The organism is Weissella uvarum (assembly GCF_016908785.1).
GTDB classification, from domain to species: Bacteria; Bacillota; Bacilli; order Lactobacillales; family Lactobacillaceae; genus Weissella; species Weissella uvarum.
Genome location: NZ_JAFBEO010000004.1, coordinates 39,855 through 59,954, shown reverse-complemented (window position 1 = coordinate 59,954; position 20,100 = coordinate 39,855). Strand labels below are relative to the sequence as shown.

The following is a 20,100-nucleotide window of genomic DNA, read 5'->3' as shown; positions in this document are numbered from 1 at the left end:
AGCCTCATTGCTAACGCAACTTAGGCTTTTTCACCATAAATTTCTTGTAGATAATTCCCTTGAGTCACCTTAATGCCGTCATTTTCAGCATTCGTCTCAACATGTACCAATGAAGTATAGTCATCGATAACACGATTTTCTACGCGGCCTTCAGCTACAACTGCAGCACCAACGACTTGACCTTCAAACTCTTTTACCAACGATGCCATTCCACGAATGGTCCCACCAGCCTTCATAAAGTCATCGACAATTAATACACGTGAGCCCATTGGCAAAGAACGCCGTGAAAGTTCCATCTTTTCTAGTCGTTGTGACTGTCCTGTCACATAGTTAACTGACATGGTAGGCCCTTCCGTAACCTTAGTATCATTTCGAACAATCACGAATGGTACATTTAACTCTTCAGCGACGGCTTGCGCAACAGGAACCCCTTTAGTTGCAGCTGTCATCACTGCATCAATGGGTTCTCGCAAGTATTGAGTCGCAATTAAACGACCAATCCGCTTCAAAAACCATGGTTGGCCTAACAAATCAGACAAATACACATATCCGCCTGGTAATACGCGTGTGTCATCATTAACAGCGTTAATCAAAGAAGCGACAAACTCGTCAGCCTCAGCTTGCAGCATGTAGGGTGTGAAAATGGCCCCACCAGCAGCGCCTGGAATTGTTTCCAATAGTCCAATGCCCCGCTCTTGAAAAGTGCGCTTCAAAATCGTCAAATCTTCTGAAATAGAAGATTTGGCACTCTCATATTCTTCAGAAAAATGTGTTAACGACACTAGCGTACGTGGTCGTTCCAATAAGTAATATGTCATATCGACCAACCGGTCGCTGCGACGTGTTTTCATAGTTTTTATCCTCGAATGTTCGGTATTTATATATATTCACATTATTATACCATAATACGTTCATCTATTTAAGCTCAAGACTAGCAAATCCCGAAACTTCCAACCAGCGGGAATACTTTTTAAGCTTGATTAAATCATCTCGGCCATGATAATGCTATAATGAGCTTGATATAAAAAGATTTTATTTGGAATTGAGGAAACAGCATGCCAATTACGCATCCAGAATACATACTAGCCTTAGATCAAGGGACGACTGGTACGCGCGCGGTCATTTTTAATCACAACACTCGTCGAGTTATTACGGCCTCAACGCCGTTAAATTCACACACGCCACACTCTGGTTGGCAGGAACAACGGCCAGCCGATATTTGGGAAGGGGTACAAACCGTTATCGGTGATGCCTTAATTAACGCTGGAATTAATGCCAGTGACATCAAGGCGATTGGAATTGCTAGCCAACGTGAAACGACCATTGTTTGGAATAAAGACACTGGTGAACCAATCTACAACGCCATTTCTTGGGCATCACTTCAATCAGAAAAAATTGCCACCCACTACCTTCAAGCTGGCTATGGTGATTTAATTCACCAAAAAACTGGATTAAATATTAATCCCTACTATTCAGCCACTAAAATTCGTTGGATTTTAGATAATGTTCCTGGTGCCAAAGCCTTAGCGGCAAAAGGTAAACTCGCCTTTGGTAACGTAGACAGCTGGATTGTTTGGCAATTAACTGATGGAAAAAAGCATGTCACTGATAGTTCGAATGCCGCCCGGACAATGTTATTCAATATTCATACCCAAGAATGGGACCAAGAGCTATTAGATATTTTTGATATTCCACGTGACATGTTGCCCGAAGTTCATGCATCAAGTGAAGTTGTTGCCGAAACAAGCCCACTACACTTCTTTGGAAATGCCGTCCCAATCGCTTGCCTAATCGGAGATCAAAACGCCAGTTTAATCGGCCAATTAGGCACCCATCCCGGTGATATCAAGGCAACTTACGGAGCGGGAGCTTTCCTATTACTAAATACAGGTACCCAACCGGTTCTTTCAGATAAAAACCTTACAACAACCATCGCTTATCAAATTGGTGATGAAACAGTTTACGCTTTGGATGGAGCCGTATTTAGTGCTGGAATTGCCCTCCAATGGTTACACAATAGTTTAGAAATGATTGATAACCAAGTTGATAGTTGGCATGCTGCTGAAGCTTCAACCAACCACAACGAAATTTACATGGTCCCTGCTTTTAACGGACTTGGCGCTCCTTATTGGGACCCACAAGCCCGCGGTTCAATCGTTGGGCTAACACGAAATTCAACCAAAAATGATTTGATTAAAGCCACGTTACAGTCGATTGCTTACCAAACTGCAGATATTTTAAAGTTAATGGATCAAGAATCTGTGATTAAACCAACGGCCCTAAAAGCAGATGGTTCTGTTTCTCGTAACCCATACTTGATGCAATTCCAAGCAGATATTGCCAATTTACCAGTCCATCGGGCGATGGATGAAGATACAACTGCAATGGGCGCGGCTTACCTTGCTGGAATCGCGGTAGGTTATTGGCATAGTGTGGCTGACTTAGAACATCACGTCTTAGCTGGTCGTCAATTTGAACCTGAAATTGACAATAAAACCCGCCAACGCTTGTTGCGTGGTTGGCATGCCGCCGTTAAGACGACTGAAATTTTTGCTGATGATTAATTTCACGAATTTGTAAGCTGGTTAATAGCTAATTTGTGAAAAAAAGTTTATAATAAAATTTGTTAAATGTTTCTATAACTTAAATGGAAACGATTTAGTTTCAAAATGAGTTCAATTAATTTTTAAAGGAGTATCGTCGTGCCAGAAGAAATTACAACTTTACTAACATTTTTCGGTGGAACTGGTGATCTTGCCAAGCGTAAGCTTTACCCTTCTACATACAACCTTTTCAAAAAGGGCTTCTTACAAGAGCACTTCGCCATCGTTGGTGCTTCACGTCAAGACCTATCAGATGAGGAATTCCGCGCCATTGTACTTGAGTCACTTGATGGTTTCGTAGATGACCCTGAAAATGCAAAAGAATTTGTTTCACATTTTTACTACATCAAGCAAGACATTACTGATCGCGCTAGTTACGCTGAAATGCTTGAACTTGATAACAAGTTAGATCAAAAATATGATTTGAAGGGTAACCGTATCTTCTACATGTCAGTTGCGCCACGCTTCTTTGGAACAATTGCTAAGTATCTAAAGTCAGAAGGTTTGATTACTGAAAATGGTGAATTCAACCGTTTGATGATTGAAAAGCCATTTGGTTCATCATTCAAGACTGCTGAAGAGTTACAAAATGACCTTTCTCAAGCCTTTGATGATGATCAAATTTACCGGATTGACCACTATCTTGGTAAGGAAATGGTCCAAAACATTGCCCCACTTCGTTTCGGTAACCCATTGATTGACGCTGCTTGGAATAAAGATTACATCGAAAACATCCAAGTTACCCTTTCAGAAGTGCTTGGTGTGGAAGAACGCGCTGGTTACTACGATACTGCTGGTGCCCTCCGCGACATGATTCAAAACCACACCATGCAAATCATTGGTTGGTTAGCAATGGAGAAGCCAACTGACTTTAGCGACAAAGCTGTTCGTGAAGCTAAGAATAAGGCCTTCAACAGCCTTAAGATTTACTCAGACGAGGAAGTTGCTGAAAACTTCGTGCGTGGTCAATACGGTGAATCAGCTGACGGTTCACAACGTAAGTACTTAGATGAAGACGGTGTGCCTGCTGGTTCACAAAACAACACTTTCGTTGCTGGTAAGTTGCAATTTGATACCGAACGTTGGGAAGGCGTGCCATTCTACATCCGTTCAGGAAAGCGTTTGGCTGCTAAAGCTACCCGTGTTGACGTTGTCTTCAAGAAGAGCGCTAACATCTTCGGTCAAGGTGGCGAAAAGCTAGAAAACCCTGTTTTGTCAATTTTGATTGATCCAGTTGGTCGCATCGAATTTAAGCTCAATGCTAAGAATGTGACTGATCAATTCGAGACACGTCCAATCGAACTTGATTGGCAAGTTTCTGCCGAAGACAAAGCTGTTACTCCTGAGCCATACGAACGTATGATTCACGACTGCATGGACGGTAATGGTTCTAATTTCGCTGACTGGAACGGTGTTGCCGTTGCCTGGAAGTTCGTTGACGCCATCCAAGCAGCTTGGGATAAGACACCTGCTAAGTTCCCTAATTATGTTTCTGGTTCAATGGGGCCAAAGGAATCTGATGAATTACTAGCTAAAGATGGTAATGAATGGGTCTTTAAAGGTTAAACAATAAAAAATAAAAAACAATCCACCTCGGATTGTTTTTTTATTTAGACCAAAGATAACGAAAGGAAAATTAAAGAATATGCGTACAACGCCGACAGAACTCACCAATATGATTTTAATCGAGAATCCACAAACTCACGCCATCTTAGTTGAAGACCGCAAAAACCCCACTTGGCCCGGTGTAACCTTTCCTGGTGGCCACATTGAAGCAGGTGAAACCGTCACTGAATCAGCCATTCGCGAAGCTTATGAAGAGACTGGCTTAACCATCAGCCAACCACAATTAGTTGGCATAAAAGAATGGCCACTTGATCAAGACGCACGTTATATCGTCTTCTTATTTCACGCCTACAATTATTCTGGTGAATTAAAGGCTAGCCGTGAAGGTGAAATATTCTGGACAACTCGTGATGAATTATTAAGCGGAAAATTCCAATTACCGCATACCTTTGCTGAAATGTTGCAAGTTTTTGATCAACCAGATGTCAATGAATTAGCCCTTAAACCTAGCCAAGCACCCCATCAAAAATGGGATCTTGATTGGCAATAAAAAAAGAGACGCCATGGCGTCTCTTTTATTTTTATAACGACTTAAAATCAAAAACCATCCGGCCAGTAATTTGGTTATGCTGCATGGCTTCAATGACGTCATTCAAATCACGTACATCTGCTTTTTGAACCACTGGCTTAACTTTACCTTCGGCTCCAAATTGAAAGGCTTCAGACAAGTCTGTCCGTGTCCCAACCAAAGAACCCTTTACTTCAATACCTTCAAGGACCGTTTTCACTACATTTAAATTCATGTCACCTTGTGGTAAAGCAACCGCCACAAGCTTCCCCATTGGACGTAGTGACTCAATTGCTTGATCAAACGCTTGGGTATTAACGGCCGTTACTTGCGCATTGTGCACACCACCGACCGTTTGGTTAATCACCGTCGGAACATCTTCGCTTTTGCGATTAACTAATAATTCAGCTCCAGCATTATGCGCAGCTTGCAACTTATCAGGATTACCATCAACGGCTACCACATGCGCGCCAAAGACATTGTGCGCATATTGAATAGCAAGGTTGCCTAGGCCACCTGCTCCGACGACTGAGACCCATTGACCTGGCTTTGTTTCACCAACCTTCAAAGCCTTATACATCGTAACTCCCGCACAAGTAATTGAAGAAGCCTCCATTGGATCTAACCCATCTGGTACTTTCACAGCATACTTGGCATTAACCACGACTTGTTGCGCCATAGCTCCATCAACTGTAAAGCCAGCATTGCGCACCCGCTTACAGAAAGTTTCATTTCCCGTATTACAATATTCACAATCACCACAAGCATCGTAAAACCAAGCGATTGATACACGGTCTCCCACCTTAAGATAATCACTTGCACCTTCACCCAGTTTAGCCACAATACCAACACCTTCATGGCCAATCACTCGCCGATAACCAGGACGAGCGTTTAATTCATTGGGATTACCAAAATCACCATTAGCAACATGTAAATCCGTGTGGCATAATCCACAGTACTCAACATCAACTAATGCCTCACCAAATCCCAGTTCACATGGCTCCCAATCATCCACCAAATCAACATAGCCATCAAGTTCATCCCGTACAACAGCCGCTTTCATTTAAAATATCCCCCAATTTCAAATATTGTTATGTTTTTCACAATTTAATTGTATTTTACTTCACAATATTTCGCAAGGACTTTTTTTACACCTTTGACCTAGTTCGCTATACTAGCCTTAAACCAAAAAAAGGAAGTTTCTGTATGAAAACACTTAGCAAAGTTGGACTTACACTCGGTGTCATTACTGGTGCAGGTTTACTAGCCAGCCAAACCCCGCTAGCCAAAAAAATTCCAACTCCCTATAATCCGATTAAGACTGCAAATGGGACCACTACTGTCGCCCAAACTAAAACTAACGAAGAATTGGCGACCACCGTTATTGGCTTATATGGTAGCCAACATTTGAAGGGTTCGCCTTGGAACAAAACTGAAGCCACCCTCAAAACGGGACTCACTGTCGTCAAGAACCCTACCTCAACTCAATCGATGAGCTACGCATTGCAAATTAAGGATACTGCCAAAAAAGATGCACCGTACTATCGTTTGGTGGGGCCTGATCATAATCAAGTTAATTATTATGATGGTCAATCGGCGCAACCTAAAAAAACAGTTCCCTTAGCTAAGGTCGTTGATGACACAAATCATCGCTATTCTAATCAACAACAAAACTACTTTGCCACACGTGTTAAAATTCGATATGCCCAATAAAAAAACGTGAGTGCGTTTGCCCTCACGTTTTTATTTTTAATTATTTATCTTCATACTTGGCGACATGGTTCACCATATTGGTTGGCTTACCATCATAAAGCAACGCATCAATATTATCCATTGCTTCCGCAAAAATAGCATCTTGCGTTTCAATGGTACCTGTACCAGCATGTGGTGTCATCACCACATTGTCGAAACGCGTCAACTCATCAGGAACTTGCGGTTCATTTTCGAACACGTCCAAACCAGCCCCTGCAATTTGCTTTTGCTTGAGCGCATCCGCCAATGCTTTTTGATCAACAAGTACACCACGTGCAACATTAATCAAGAAAGCCGTTGGCTTCATGGCATCGAAGACTTGCGCATTAATCACATGTTGCGTTTCCTTAGTAGCGGGCGCATGTAGTGATAACACATCTGCTTGTTGAATCAAGTCATCAAAGCTAACATACTTCACATTCAAATCAGCTTCATCCTTGGGATCAAGCTGGTGGCGATTGTGATAAATAACTTCCATTCCTAGCATCTGAGCAAACTTAGCAAAGGTTTTACCAATCCGGCCCATCCCGTAAATTCCCAAAGTTTTGCCTTGAACACTAGCACCTTGATTACGTGGATCGGCCATCGGCGTCCACTCCCCTTCATGCATCTTATGATTCAAACTTGGAATACGACGCATAACATTTAGCATCAGAGCCAAAGCGGTTTCAGCCGTTGATACACGGACAGCTTCTGGTGTGTTAGCCACAACAATCCCTTTTTCTTGCGCATAATCAATATCAACATGATCAAAACCAACACTAGCTGTGGCAATAATCTTCAAATTTTTAGCCGCATCGATAAACTCACGATCAGCTTGGAATCCAAAGAATACTACCCCATCTTGGTCCGGAATAGCCTCTAACAGCTCTTCACGTGTATAAGGCTTTTTTACTGCATAAGTGAAGTCAAACTTATCAGCTAGTGCTTCCATTTGAAGCATATGTGGAACACCAGTTACTAAAATCTTAGGCTTTGCCATTTTTGCACCTCGCTTAATCTAATTGCACTGTTTCTTCGGGACCAAAGGCATAAATAAAACGTCTTGGGTATGGATATCCTTGCGCTACTAAGGCCTGCGCATAAATGTTTAGCTGGCCTGAATAACGTTCGGTCAATAGTTCCTTGGCTGATTGACCTGGCCCGATATAGTCTGTTTTATAATCGAACAACCAGACCTCATCACCAACATAAAAGAATCCATCCATAATCCCATGGACCAATACCTTTTCATCACCATTATAATCTTTATACAAAGTATTTGCATCTAATAAGAGTGAGAATGGCACTTCCCGCTGTAAAGTATCTGCGTGCGCAACCATTGCTTGACCGAGTGGATTAGCACTAAAGAAATGCGTAATCTTATCAAGACGAATCTTTTTAGCTACAGTCGCATCGAAAGCCTGTGTCGCAACAAGGTGTTTCACCAGCTCCGCCAAATCATCCTGACTTGGTGCCCCATTTTGCAAATTAACTCGTTGCATCACCAAGTGTGTTGCCGTACCCACGGCCGCTGCACTAACTTCTTGCGTTTGTGTTTGCATAAACGCTGGTTCAGGTAATTCATCATCAACAAAGCGTAACCCTGCATCAGCATTTGGAGTTAAGCGCAAATCTGCCACAGCCCGTCCAGCTTGCAAGTCTGGGTCCTCAAACAAACGTTTCAATTCAGAAACTGATTGATAAGCAGTCGCACGTGTTGCCGATTCATACGGATAGTTAAAATTGAGTACCTGGGTCCAGTCTTGCTTTGACGCTTCAGACGCTTGCACAACTGGTTCAGCTGCAACAGCTTGTTGCATCGATCCTGTTTGTGCCTGCGCAGCTTGCAACGTTTGTTGATTCATCAACGTAATATCAAAGCTAAAGTCAATTTCTGGTTGCCAATTTTTATGGTCAGGCATCACAAACTCTGCTCCAACACTTTGATAGGCTTCTGTCATCTTAGTGTCAGCTTCAGGATGCCGTAATAAGGCCATTCCAATCAAATCCATAAATGATTTTCCATTTTCACGAATCCATACCGGCAAGACGCCATCGGCCATTAAACTCAATTTCCATGTCTTATCTAAGTCATCTAACGTTTTATACGTCCCAACCAGATAAAGCTCTTGTTCAGCACGCGTTAACGCAACATAAAGAACTCGTAATTGTTCTGAAAAAGCGCCTTGACGCTTAACTTGCTTCACATATTCACGTTGGGCAGTTGGTAATAGCATATGATGTTTGGCATCAACATAATCCAAACCAGCCCCACCTTTAGCATCAACTAAAATTGGACCCGTGGTTTCATTTTGACTCACCATTTGATGCGTGCTATTCAAGACAAATACAATTGGAAATTCCAAACCTTTAGAATGATGAATGGTCATCAAATGAATTGTGTCATCACTCGTATTCGCATCGGCAGCACTCAAATCACGGTCTTGTGCCTGCAATTCCATGACGTATTGAATAAATTGATATAAACCGACAAAAGATGAACGTTGATAACTAGCCGCGCGTTCATACAAGGCGTGTAAATTAGCTTGACGTTGAGCCCCAGAAGGTAAGCCACCCACATAGTCCAGCCAACCGGTGCGATTATAAATTTGCCAAATTAAATCAACAATCTGATTTTGCGTTGCCAAAGCTTTAAAATCGTCTAAATCATGCAAAAAGCGCTGTAAAACTTGTTGGACATGTTGAGTTTTTTCAGCATCATCCCCAACATATGGCAATTCTTCCAATGGCGTCTTTCCCAGCGTGCGGACCGCTTGATAAAAATCATCCTGTTGATTTTGTAATCGGATCAAGGCCAAATCATTATCATCCAAACCATATAATGGTGAACGCAATACAGCGGCTAAAGGAATATCTTGATGCGGGTTATCAATTACTCGTAACAGGCTTAGCATCACTGAGATTTCAGTTGTCTGAAAAAAGTTTTCAGTCCCCTCAATCGTAACTGGCAAATCGAGCGCACCAAAAACGTCCAAAACATCTAAGTTTTGATTCTTAGTTGGCACTAAAATTGTAATATCAGAAAAGCGTGGATGCCTTTTCTCCTGAGCACTTCGATCATAAATCAAGTAGTCTGGGTCTTGCATAATCTGCTTAATTTTCAACGCCATTAACCGAATTTGACCGATTGTACCATTGTATTGATCATCGTCAACATTTGGCATGACCGCATCATTGTCAGTCGCAGCATCGCCATTATCCTGCAAATAAACTAGTAACTCTGCTTTTTTAGCAATATCATCAGGATAATAATCCGCTCCCGCTACTAATTTGGCAGATCCGGTATAATCAACATCTCCCAGTTCATGGTCCATCACTTGTTCAAAAATATAATTGATAAAATTCGTCACATTTGGTTGTGAACGGAAATTTTCTTGCAATGTAATCACTTCACTATCAGCATCTTGCGGATAGTGCGTCAACTTTGAACCAAATAAAGTTGGATCGGCTTGCCGGAATTTATAAATCGATTGCTTAATATCCCCCACTTGGAAAGTGTTTGAAGGTCCAGCAATCCGACTTAAAATTGCTTCTTGTAATTGATTGGTATCTTGATATTCATCAACCATGATTTCACGATACTGTTGGCGTAGTTCATCAGCAACTCGATCTTGTTGGACAATTTGCAACGCAAAATGTTCCAAATCATTAAAATCAAGAACTTTTCGCCGCAATTTTTCTGTCAAAAACTGGTCTTGGAATTTTTGTGTGAAGCTAACCAATTGACGTAACGTTGCTTTGGCACCATCCATCGCACGTTGTTGTCCTTTGGAATCCAAAATAAAATAACGTTTTTTCCAATCCTTTAGGCGCTCACTTAAATTTTTACGGTTTTGATTAACCGCCTCCCACGCTGGCTTAGCAAGTGAATCTTTTTCAAAACGGGGCGACTTACCATTTGGATTTTTACCGAAGGTCACAAAACTGGTATCCAAAACTTGTTTACGCAAAGTATCGAATGGCAAGTCCGGTTGTTGTGCTAATTGCCATAAGTCATTTAACTGGGCATAATCATCCATTAAATTATTCAAACGGTTCTCTGCTGGCAACTCATCATTCGTATCTGGTGCTTCATCAATGGCCCGTTGGGCTAAATTAACTAAGCCTTCCAAATCTTGCAACATCTTTGGCCGCACATTGTCTTGATAGAATGGTGTCTGCGCATAATCATCAGCTGATTCGTATGCATCAGTGAGATGATTCAACCAATCCGTTGTATCTGGACGAGCCATAGCAAAATTAAAAAGCGTAAAGACAGCCTTTTGTAAATCACCATCGTCTTGGCTATTATTTTTAAATTGTTGCACAAAATGCGCAAAAGGATGTTCTTCAGTCGCTTCATCTTCAACATAAGCTTGATCCAATAAATCTTGATACACTTCTTGTTTGATTAAGGTATTTTCGGCATCATCAACCAAACGAAATTGTGGATCTAAATCAATTGTATAGTGATATTGTTCGATCAAGCGCATCGCAAAGGCATGCAAAGTTGAGATATTAGCCACATTGATTAACCGCAATTGCTTGATCAAATGCTGTTTTTGATCTGGATTTGCGTCCGGCAAAGCTTGCCGAATGGCTTTCTCTAACCGCTCCTTCATCTCAGCCGCAGCGGCATTAGTAAAAGTCACAATCAAGAATTCATTAATGTTTTCACCAGCCAATAAACGTTGTAACACACGTTCAACCAAGACACGTGTTTTGCCCGATCCAGCCGAAGCTGATACCAAAATATTATTACCTTGATGACTAATCGCCACCGCTTGTGAGTCAGTAAATTGCATTAGGCTTGCCCTCCTTTAGAATCATTTTCTTCATCTAACGTTCGCCGCATTTCATTTAAAGCCGCATCACGTTTACTTGGTAATTGCGTAATATCACGATATTGATTTCCTAACATCGCATCAAACAACATCACTGGTTGATAATCACTATTTTGCAAACCGGTCTGCAAATTATCACGATATGGCAATAGCGGGAATTGTCCCTGTAAGATGTGCTCACCAATTTGTTCTGTAATGTACCGATTATAATCAAGCAAAGTTGCTAGTTCATCATCCGAATACGTTTCATTCCCAGTGGCTTTCAGTTCCGTTTGATCCTTTTTAAATTCAAAACCATACAAGCGCTTTTCACCTTCAGGCACTTCCAAGGCATGTAATAAGTCACTCTCACGACGCAAAACACCGGTATAGCGACCACCTTGATTAAACTCAGCCTCTGCTTGTGCCACAGTTGTATCAAAATCAGGCACTTGTGACAAAGTAAAATCGGTCACTTTAATCAACGGCGTTTGCGCATTGAAGAAATTAGTGCCACCAATTGGTGTCGTTTCACTTTGACTCAATGCCATCCAATAGGTCATCAACTGCAACTCTAAGCCTGACAAAACCTTAGGAAAATCAAATTTACGTTGACTAGATTTATAATCAACAATCATTAAGTAGTCTTTAGCATCGGTTTGCACACGGTCATATCGGTCAATTTTTCCACGCACCGTTATTGAACCATGTGGCAAATCTAACTTAATTGGTTTGAGAGCATTAGGCCCCAAACCAAATCCAACTTCAGTCTTTTGCGTTTGTACTTTAGCGCGACTTGGTTGCCCACGCCGCATTTGTTGCAAGTCTTGTAACACTTGGTCACTCAACTGTTGCGTTAAATAGCGCATCCGCGCTGAACTTTGGAAGACATCAAATGTCACATCCCCAGAGCTCAATAAAGTTTGGGCTTTTTGCTGAACTAATTCACGGAGCGTTTGATCATCCAAAGCCCCAAGCGGTTGTTGCTGTTCAATTAGTTGGTTAAAAACTTGTTCAAACAAAGCATGTAAGTAGGTTCCCTTTTCCGCTGGCGTTAAATTCATGACTTCCCGTTCGTGCAAACGTAAGCCATATTGCAAAAAGAACTCATACGGATTACGTGCATAGCTTTGTAAGCGTGAAACAGAAGCCTTTAAGTCCGTACCAAATAAAGCCTGCACAATCGGCAACTTTAGTGGCTGGGCTTGATTAACATAATGCAAACTGCTCATTAAGCGTTGGGCTTGTGCCGGAATTTGCCGTGATACCTGTTGTTGCAAGCCTTGCCAAGCACTACTCAAAGCTAATTGACCGGTTTGCGCAATCCGATTAACCATCACAACATGGGCCAAGGTACTAGCTGGTGATCCCACGAATTGGGTTAAATCCTGAGCCGTAGGGTCTGGTAAGGCCAAGAATGTCTGCGGCTTCAAATTAAATTGGGTCATCAAGCGATTAACATAGGTTGAAGCCTGCTGAGCATCGGAACCATCGCTAGTCGCATAGAGCCAAATCAACCGGCGTTGCGCACTCATCATGGCACTATAAATCAAATAGGGCTCTTGGGCCATTTCTTGTTCCGCTGTCACTTTTAATTGCGTTCCTTGTGGTAACAATGGCTCTAAACTTTCCCGATCTTGATCGTTCAAAATCGCCTGTGTCCGACTTGTCCCAGGCAAATTGGCACTCGTAGCCCCAAAAATAATCGTTGTGTCATAGGCGTAATTTTGCACAATCCCGCTTTCTGAAATGCGGACTTGATCCATTGTGGCCGGAATTCCCGTGTAATTTGCATTATCAAAACCAGCTTGCAGCACATCCCGTAATTCCGTCAACGATAGGGTTTGCGTACCAAAGACTTCCACAAAATCATCCAGCACACTAATAAAAGTGCGCCAAACCTGCTCTGGTTGGCGGGCCAAATTCAAATCTCCGGCTTCAATTGCTTGGTCTCGCCAAGCTATTAGTTGTTGGTCAACTCGTTGCGCTTTTAGAAATTGATAAAGTGTCGTTGCTAACGTTTGAGCCTCGGTAATCCCTTGCAATTGTTGCAAGAATGGCGCAACAACTTGACTAATTTGTTGATGAATTAATTCGATTTGCGCATCTTTATTAGCTACTCGCTCCCGGACCACTTCATCATTCATATCCAAAGTTTGGCGATCAAATTGCCAAGGTGTCTGATCAGTCCAACGCCAGCCTGGTAAGTTCTTAGCGAGGGCATAATTTTCTGTTAACGCTAAAGCTTCCCGATAGTCTGCTAAACTCACATCTGCTGGACGCAATAACTCTGTCTTTAAAAGCCCCATCACCTTTGCCAGCGTAATGCCATCTGCTAAGGACAAGAGTTGATCCAAAAAGGCTACAAAGGGATGCTCAGCCATGGCAGTATCACTATCCATGAAAAATGGAATCTCAAACCGGTTAAATACCGCCGGAATCATGTTTTGATATGGTCCCAAGTCACGCGCTAACAATAGATAGTCACGATAACGATGGTGTCCGGCCGCTACTTCCTGACGGATCATGCGCGCCATTTGCTCGACTTCTTGATAGGGAGTACTGGCTTGCCAAATTTGCAATTCATTTGGATCAACTGGCGCATCCAATTGTGGCTGCACCCCTTTTTGTTCATAGGCATACCAAAAATCTTCAACCGATTGCAAGGTTTGACTAATTGGGCGAGCTGTCGTTACAGGCGTAACAGTGGTTGTAACATCATGCTGTTGCGCATAATCTAATAAATCCAAACCAAGTTTTTGGGCGTGCTGGTCCAAGGCTGGCTCAGTTTGGTTGGTTTGCAAATCTGTCGCTGGGACGCCAATTGTCACTGCTTGCGCATTTGTAATCAGCGCTTCAACAACACCCCGTTCGGCATGGGTCATCTGAGAATATCGATTAATAAAAAATTGATGATGCGTTAAATCTGGCTTATCCGTATTCAAGTAAACCTTTAGCGCCAATAATAAATCACTATTTAAATATTGACCCCGCTCCGCTAAAACAGCATCTAATTGCTCGCCAATTAGTGTTAAATCATGAAGCTTATACACTAAAGTTTGCGCAGCTTGCAAATCGTTTTGAATCTCAGTTAAGTCATCCGCACTCAAACCAGATTGACGTAACTCCAGTAATTGATCCGTAAATTGACTCACAAACCCAGCTTTGTTTAACATCGATCCATATAACTGTAGGTCAGCTTGGTTTTTTTGTAATAAGTACTGCACTAGCATGAGCAAGGCATCTTTTGACACATTGGCAGCCTGATAAATTGGATCTTCATTCATGTAGTACCAGGCCAACCGGCTCAAAGAAAAAACCTGAACTCGTGGAATTGAAACGGCGTTACCTTGATGCTGCATTAACTGAGCTAACCGCTGTAAAACTGAAATTTCACTTTCAAATTTAATATGGTTTGGCACGATATAAAATAATTGGGTGGCCTCATCATTGGCTAAAACGGTTTGCATCCGTTCAAGGAGTGCCAGCTCATGATCTTTGCTGGCTGGCCCCAGCAATATTTCTAACGACATAACAATCCCTTTCTAACTTCTAATGGTTACTTTCATTTTAACAAACCTCTCTGCAAAAAAGCGTTTACGCCCAAATAAAAAACGGCTAGATTTAACTAGCCGTTCTAAAATTTATTTTTGCACATGATTTTTGTGACGATAGTAGTAATAAACTGGCAAGCCTAAGCCGACCATCACTAGTGATAATAGCACTCCACTAAAGTCAGAAATAATCGTTGATCCTAATACGAAAAGTGAACCGGCAATCGCTACAAGTGGCGTAATTGGATACAACGGCGTTTTGAAACTAGTTGTTTCGGGTTGGTCCGCATTTTGCTTACGTAGAATAAAGATTCCAAAGAATGCTGCTGTATAGAAAATCCAAATCGTAAAGATGGCAATATCTGATAAACGATCAGCTGAGTTGGTGAATACCGCAATCGCAATCGCCATGGCAGCTACAGTCGCTGTCGCACGGATTGGCTCTTGGCTCTTAGGGTTCAAGTGTGATAAGAACTTTGGGAACAACCCATCTTTGGCCATCGCATAAGCCATACGAGGGAACGAAATGATCTTACCATTCAAGGTTCCCCACATTGAAATAATAATTGTGATACTCAACAAACGCCCACCTAGGTCACCAAAAGCTTGGGTCGCCATGGCAAAAGTTGTGTTGTTTCCCAAATGAATAATTTCGTTGGCTGGCAAAGTCCGGTAAGTTGCATAGGTTACCCCAACATAAGCCAAGACAATTGTGGTAATTCCCAAAATAATGGCTCGTGGCATATCACGACGCGGGTTCTTCAATTCACCAGCGATGTTTCCTAATAGAATCCAACCATCATAAGCAAACAGAGTTGCTAAGATAGCCGCCCCAAAGCCACCGTGTGCTGATGAACTCACTTGGCTAACAGTTTGACCCAAGGCATCTACTTTACCAAAGAACAAACCATAAACAACCAACACAATAATTGGCAACATCTTAATTGACGTTGTGATGACTTGAAAGGCTGAAGTAACACGGTTTTCTAACATGTTCAAAAGCATAACACCTAAGATATAAACGACCGTAATCCAACGGGCAGTTGAAATATCCCAACCTAAGAAGTTAGCTGTTAAATATGCAGCATAACCTCCAATTGAAGCAATTACAGCTGGGGCGTAAACAATCACTTGCATCCAACCTGTCAAGAAACCAGCTGTTGGCCCGTACAAATCTTCAATATAACTGTACAAACCACCAGTCTTTGGCAAACGATTTGAAACCTCGGCAATCGTAAGGCCGGCGGCCAAAGTAATAATTCCTCCAGCAACCCAAGCCAACAAGCCCATCGTTGTATTCCCAGCTTGTTGCAAAACTCCAGCTTGTTTAAAGAATACTCCTGATCCAATAACCGTTCCAATAACCAATGATAGCCCTGACATTAAGCCCATCGAGCGTTTCAGTTCAACTTGCGATTCCATCTTCCTAACTCCGTTCTGTTTTTGACATAAAAAATCACCCAACCTGGCTAGAGATTGGGTGAAAGTTTTTTACACTTTTTTGTGTCGCACTAAACGACCCAATCACAATTTGCGTTTGAGTGTAAATTATCATTATTATTATTATTATTATTTACGTTCCAAATCATGATTGGCCTCCTAAATTGACGTTAAGTAATATTAGCATAACCACAAGGTAAAATGCAATTAAAACTTTTGGACTTTTTATTGTTTTACTAAGTGTTTTACTAATGCAATCCCGCTAAACCTTGGGCCAAATCCGCTTGCAAGTCGTCAACATTTTCAACCCCAACTGAGATACGAACTAACTCATCCTTAATACCATTCTCCAAACGCACTTCACGCGGAATTGACGCATGGGTCATCACGGCAGGCACTTCAATCAATGATTCGACCCCACCTAATGATTCGGCCAGTTGGAAAATATCAAGATTCTCAACAAAATGCTTTGTATCTAAGCCATCTTGCAATTCAATTGAAATCATGCCACCAAAGCCACGCATTTGTTGCTTAGCAATTTCATAATCTGGTGTTCCCGGAAGACCGGGATAGTAAACTTTTTGAACTTCAGGTTGTTCATTTAACCATTCGGCCAAAGTTTGCGCATTTGAATTATGCCGTTCAACCCGAAGTGCAAGCGTCTTAAGCGAACGTTGTACTAAGAATGATTCTTGTGGTGACAATACTGCCCCAATTGATAGTTGAATCATTTTAATCTTATCAGCCAAATCAGTGTCACTAGTAACCACAAAACCAGACACAGTATCAGAATGGCCACCCAGATATTTAGTCCCTGAAGCCACGACAATGTCAGCCCCTAAATCAAGTGGGGTTTGATTGTAAGGTGAGGCAAATGTATTATCAACAACGGCCATCGCTCCAGCATCGTGGGCAATGTCAGCTGCTTTTTGAATGTCGGTAACATGCAAGAGTGGATTTGATGGAGTTTCAAGATATACCATCTTCGTATTTGGTTGAATTGCTGCTGCCACCGCGTCTGGATCAGCCGTATCAACAGCTGTGTAGCTAACGCCTAATTCAGCCAAGATAGAATTAACTAATCTAAAAGTTCCACCATACACATCATTGCCCATGACCAAGTGGTCACCTTCATGTAATAAGGTCATCACCGCATGAATTGCCGCCATTCCTGATGAAAAAGCATAACCGTATTTTCCATTTTCAAGGGATGCCATTACTGACTCCACAGCAAAGCGCGTTGGATTTTCACCACGCGTATACTCATAAGGGGCATTACCACCTAATTCTTGTTGATGATACGTAGACGTTTGATAAATGGGTGGGACCACCGCACCAGTTGCTGGGTCTTCTTGTGTTCCACCATGAATAACTTTAGTCTCAAAATTCATTACGTAGCCTCCCTACTTTTGCATTAACTTATTATTTGTCACTAACTATATCATATCAATCCCGCCTTGCCAAAATCGTCCAAGCTTTCCAAGCCCTACAGTCTCTATTGAAAAAGCGTTATACTAAGCCTATTAACAAAATTGGAGTAGATTATGACAGATAAATATCCAACCGCAGAATTAATTGGTGTCGTTGTTGAACAAGACAATAATGGGACTTATCAACCCAAAAATAATCCGCTCAGCGAACACGATTTTCATAGCTGGCGGATTGGTAAACATACCAAAGGACGCTTAGGTCAACCGGGTCAAATTTTCTTAACAGAAAATAACCAACTTGTGGTGCTCGTCGCAACCCGTCCCTTGGCCTTTAAAGATCGGCATGCCATCACGCCTATGAATCGCTTTTTAAAGGAGTCAGTCCATGACGATGTTTTGCATGAATTAACTAATTTATGGGAATGCATACATTAATTAAATATATATTAGAAATGTGAAAGTAAATAGTGTATACTATGAATATAGTAAAAATTAAACCGTTTTCGGAGGACCTAACTATGGAATACACTGAAATGATGAAGCGTTATTACGAGACTCTTGATTCAAATGAAAAGAAGCAATTTGACAAGGAAATCGAAGAAAACTGGCAACGTCGTACTGATACAGATAAGTAAGTAAGTTAATTAAAAAAGAGCAACCCTAACTAGGGTTGCTCTTTTTTAATGAAAATATCGCTACCGTACCTTTTAACTTTCGCTCAAAAGCGTATACTAGACTCTATGTCTAATTTTAAGGAGGTATGGATGCGTATTAACACCCTTCTCCCAATCGGTATCAAGCAAAATTAAAATTGAGGAGAATTTATGGAAACCCTAACAGTCAATAATCTCGAAATGGCTTATCCTGATAAAAAGCTATTCAGTAACGTCAATTTTAAATTGACCAATGAAGACCATGTCGGCCTAATCGGCGATAACGGTGCAGGAAAATCAACATTAATTAAAATTTTAACGAAACAACTCGATCCTTTGGGTGGTGACATCCACTGGCGTAAAAATATTAAAATTGGTTACTTGGACCAGTATGTGAAAGAAAATGCTGATTTAACAGTCCATGAAACCTTACAAAGTGCCTTTGCCGAATTGTACAAACTCAATGATGAGCTAAACAAAGACTATATGGCCTACGCTGAAAACGCCGACGATGACTTGTTAACCAAAGCCGGTGAACTTCAAGAAATTTTGGACAACCACGAGTTTTATGAAATCGAGACAAAAATCGATAAAGTCGTTGCTGGACTTGGACTTACCAGTATTGATCAAGATGCCAAGATGGCTGAACTTTCAGGTGGTCAACGAGCCAAAGTCATGCTGGCTAAACTACTACTATCCGATAACGATATGATGATTCTGGATGAGCCTACAAATAATTTGGACACGGACCAAATTAGCTGGCTAAGTGATTATCTAAACGACTTTGACGGTACAATCTTGGTCATTAGTCATGATTTTGACTTCCTATCAAAGATCACCAATGCCATTTTGGATATTTCTTATGGGACTGTAACCAAGTATTCTGGTAACTACAACAAGGCCATGCAACAGAAGCAAGAAAATGCGGAACAACAAGAACGTGAATATGTTAAACAACAAGCCGTGATTAAAAAAGAGCAAGACTATATTGCTAAAAACAAGGCCCGTTCATCAACCGCTAAGCAGGCTAAGTCACGTGAAAAGAAATTAGAGAAATTGGAAAAGGTTAGCTTATTAGAAAATGACCAAAGCGACATCTCTTACCAATTCCCATTCAGTAACAAACTCAGCACGGTTGAAGCTAAAGACCTTGTGGTTGGTTATGATGGTGTGCCATTGCTCGACCCTTTGACGATTAAGTTAACTGGTCATGATAAATTAATCATCAGTGGTTTTAACGGTGTTGGAAAATCAACGACCATTAAAACAATTCTTGGCTTGCTTCAACCAGTAAGTGGTAATAGCGAACTCGGCGCAAATGCCAAAGTTAACTATTTCAAACAGGATTTGATTTGGCCTGATGATTCAAAAACACCACTTCAAGAAATGCAGAATGCATTCCAAGATTTGGATACAAAGAAACTCCGTCAGGTCTTAGCAACATCTGGTATTAACGCCGGTAATGCTACTAAACCATTGCGTGATCTATCTGGTGGTGAGCAAACTCGAGTTAAGTTAGCAAAAATGACCTTAATCCCAAGTAATATTCTCATCTTAGATGAACCTTCTAACCATCTTGACGAACGCAGTAAAACCGCCGTCAAGAAAGCTCTCATTGATTACCCTGGTATTATCATCCTCGTTAGTCACGAACCTGACTTCGTTGCTGATTTGCCTTTCGATCAATTGGAAATTGGTGCCAATTAAAAAAAACGACGTCTTCAGGCGT

The 20,100-nt window shown here is 41.5% G+C and carries 13 protein-coding genes; 6 read left to right on the top strand and 7 right to left on the bottom strand.

Annotated elements, in window-relative coordinates:
* Positions 1-20: 20 nt before the first annotated feature.
* Positions 21-851: a pur operon repressor gene (gene purR, locus JOC36_RS05940; protein WP_205145588.1), complete on the bottom strand. Its 831-nt coding sequence runs from the start codon at positions 849-851 to the stop codon at positions 21-23.
* 204 nt (positions 852-1,055) lie between these two features.
* On the opposite strand from purR, the gene glpK reads away from it, so the two are divergent.
* From glpK to JOC36_RS05925, 3 genes are all read left to right on the top strand, one after another.
* Positions 1,056-2,564 (top strand): glycerol kinase GlpK, encoded by a 1,509-nt coding sequence (gene glpK, locus JOC36_RS05935; RefSeq protein ID WP_205145587.1) that lies wholly within the window; start codon positions 1,056-1,058, stop codon positions 2,562-2,564.
* A gap of 138 nt (positions 2,565-2,702) precedes the next feature.
* The gene (gene zwf, locus JOC36_RS05930) at positions 2,703-4,169 is read left to right on the top strand and encodes a glucose-6-phosphate dehydrogenase (protein WP_205145586.1); all 1,467 of its coding nucleotides are present in this window, start codon (positions 2,703-2,705) and stop codon (positions 4,167-4,169) included.
* Between the two features lie 79 nt (positions 4,170-4,248).
* Positions 4,249-4,719, top strand: a complete 471-nt coding sequence (locus JOC36_RS05925) for an 8-oxo-dGTP diphosphatase (RefSeq protein WP_205145585.1) — start codon at positions 4,249-4,251, stop codon at positions 4,717-4,719.
* A gap of 31 nt (positions 4,720-4,750) precedes the next feature.
* Here JOC36_RS05925 and adhP read toward each other — a convergent pair whose 3' ends face one another.
* The gene (gene adhP / locus JOC36_RS05920; protein ID WP_205145584.1) at positions 4,751-5,800 is read right to left on the bottom strand and encodes an alcohol dehydrogenase AdhP; all 1,050 of its coding nucleotides are present in this window, start codon (positions 5,798-5,800) and stop codon (positions 4,751-4,753) included.
* Positions 5,801-5,943: 143 nt separating this feature from the next.
* Between adhP and JOC36_RS05915 the strand changes: the two genes are divergently transcribed.
* Positions 5,944-6,450 carry a hypothetical protein gene (locus JOC36_RS05915; protein ID WP_205145583.1) on the top strand — a complete coding sequence of 169 codons (507 nt, stop codon included), beginning with the start codon at positions 5,944-5,946 and terminating at the stop codon, positions 6,448-6,450.
* 40 nt (positions 6,451-6,490) lie between these two features.
* Here the strand turns inward: JOC36_RS05915 and JOC36_RS05910 are convergent, their stop codons facing one another.
* The 5 genes from JOC36_RS05910 to JOC36_RS05890 all read right to left on the bottom strand — a co-directional run bounded on the left by JOC36_RS05910 (position 6,491) and on the right by JOC36_RS05890 (position 17,679).
* Positions 6,491-7,471, bottom strand: coding sequence for an NAD(P)-dependent oxidoreductase (locus JOC36_RS05910; protein ID WP_205145582.1), 981 nt, complete (start codon positions 7,469-7,471; stop codon positions 6,491-6,493).
* A gap of 13 nt (positions 7,472-7,484) precedes the next feature.
* Positions 7,485-11,276, bottom strand: coding sequence for a helicase-exonuclease AddAB subunit AddA (addA, locus tag JOC36_RS05905; protein WP_205145581.1), 3,792 nt, complete (start codon positions 11,274-11,276; stop codon positions 7,485-7,487).
* A complete protein-coding gene (locus JOC36_RS05900; protein WP_205145580.1) occupies positions 11,276-14,827 on the bottom strand; it encodes a PD-(D/E)XK nuclease family protein in 3,552 nt (1,183 codons plus the stop codon). The genes addA and JOC36_RS05900 overlap by 1 nt, the downstream gene beginning before the upstream one ends.
* A gap of 111 nt (positions 14,828-14,938) precedes the next feature.
* Positions 14,939-16,270: an APC family permease gene (locus JOC36_RS05895; protein ID WP_205145579.1), complete on the bottom strand. Its 1,332-nt coding sequence runs from the start codon at positions 16,268-16,270 to the stop codon at positions 14,939-14,941.
* Positions 16,271-16,536: 266 nt separating this feature from the next.
* Positions 16,537-17,679 (bottom strand): trans-sulfuration enzyme family protein, encoded by a 1,143-nt coding sequence (locus tag JOC36_RS05890; RefSeq protein ID WP_205145578.1) that lies wholly within the window; start codon positions 17,677-17,679, stop codon positions 16,537-16,539.
* 153 nt (positions 17,680-17,832) lie between these two features.
* Here JOC36_RS05890 and JOC36_RS05885 point away from each other — a divergent pair, with 153 nt between their 5' ends.
* Together JOC36_RS05885 and JOC36_RS05880 are read left to right on the top strand one after the other, a co-directional pair.
* Entirely contained in the window at positions 17,833-18,153 is a 321-nt protein-coding gene (locus tag JOC36_RS05885; RefSeq protein WP_205145577.1) for a DUF7671 family protein, read from the top strand.
* A 389-nt stretch (positions 18,154-18,542) separates the two neighbouring features.
* Complete coding sequence (locus JOC36_RS05880; protein WP_205145576.1) at positions 18,543-20,078, top strand: ABC-F family ATP-binding cassette domain-containing protein; 1,536 nt, start codon at positions 18,543-18,545, stop codon at positions 20,076-20,078.
* Positions 20,079-20,100: the final 22 nt, after the last annotated feature.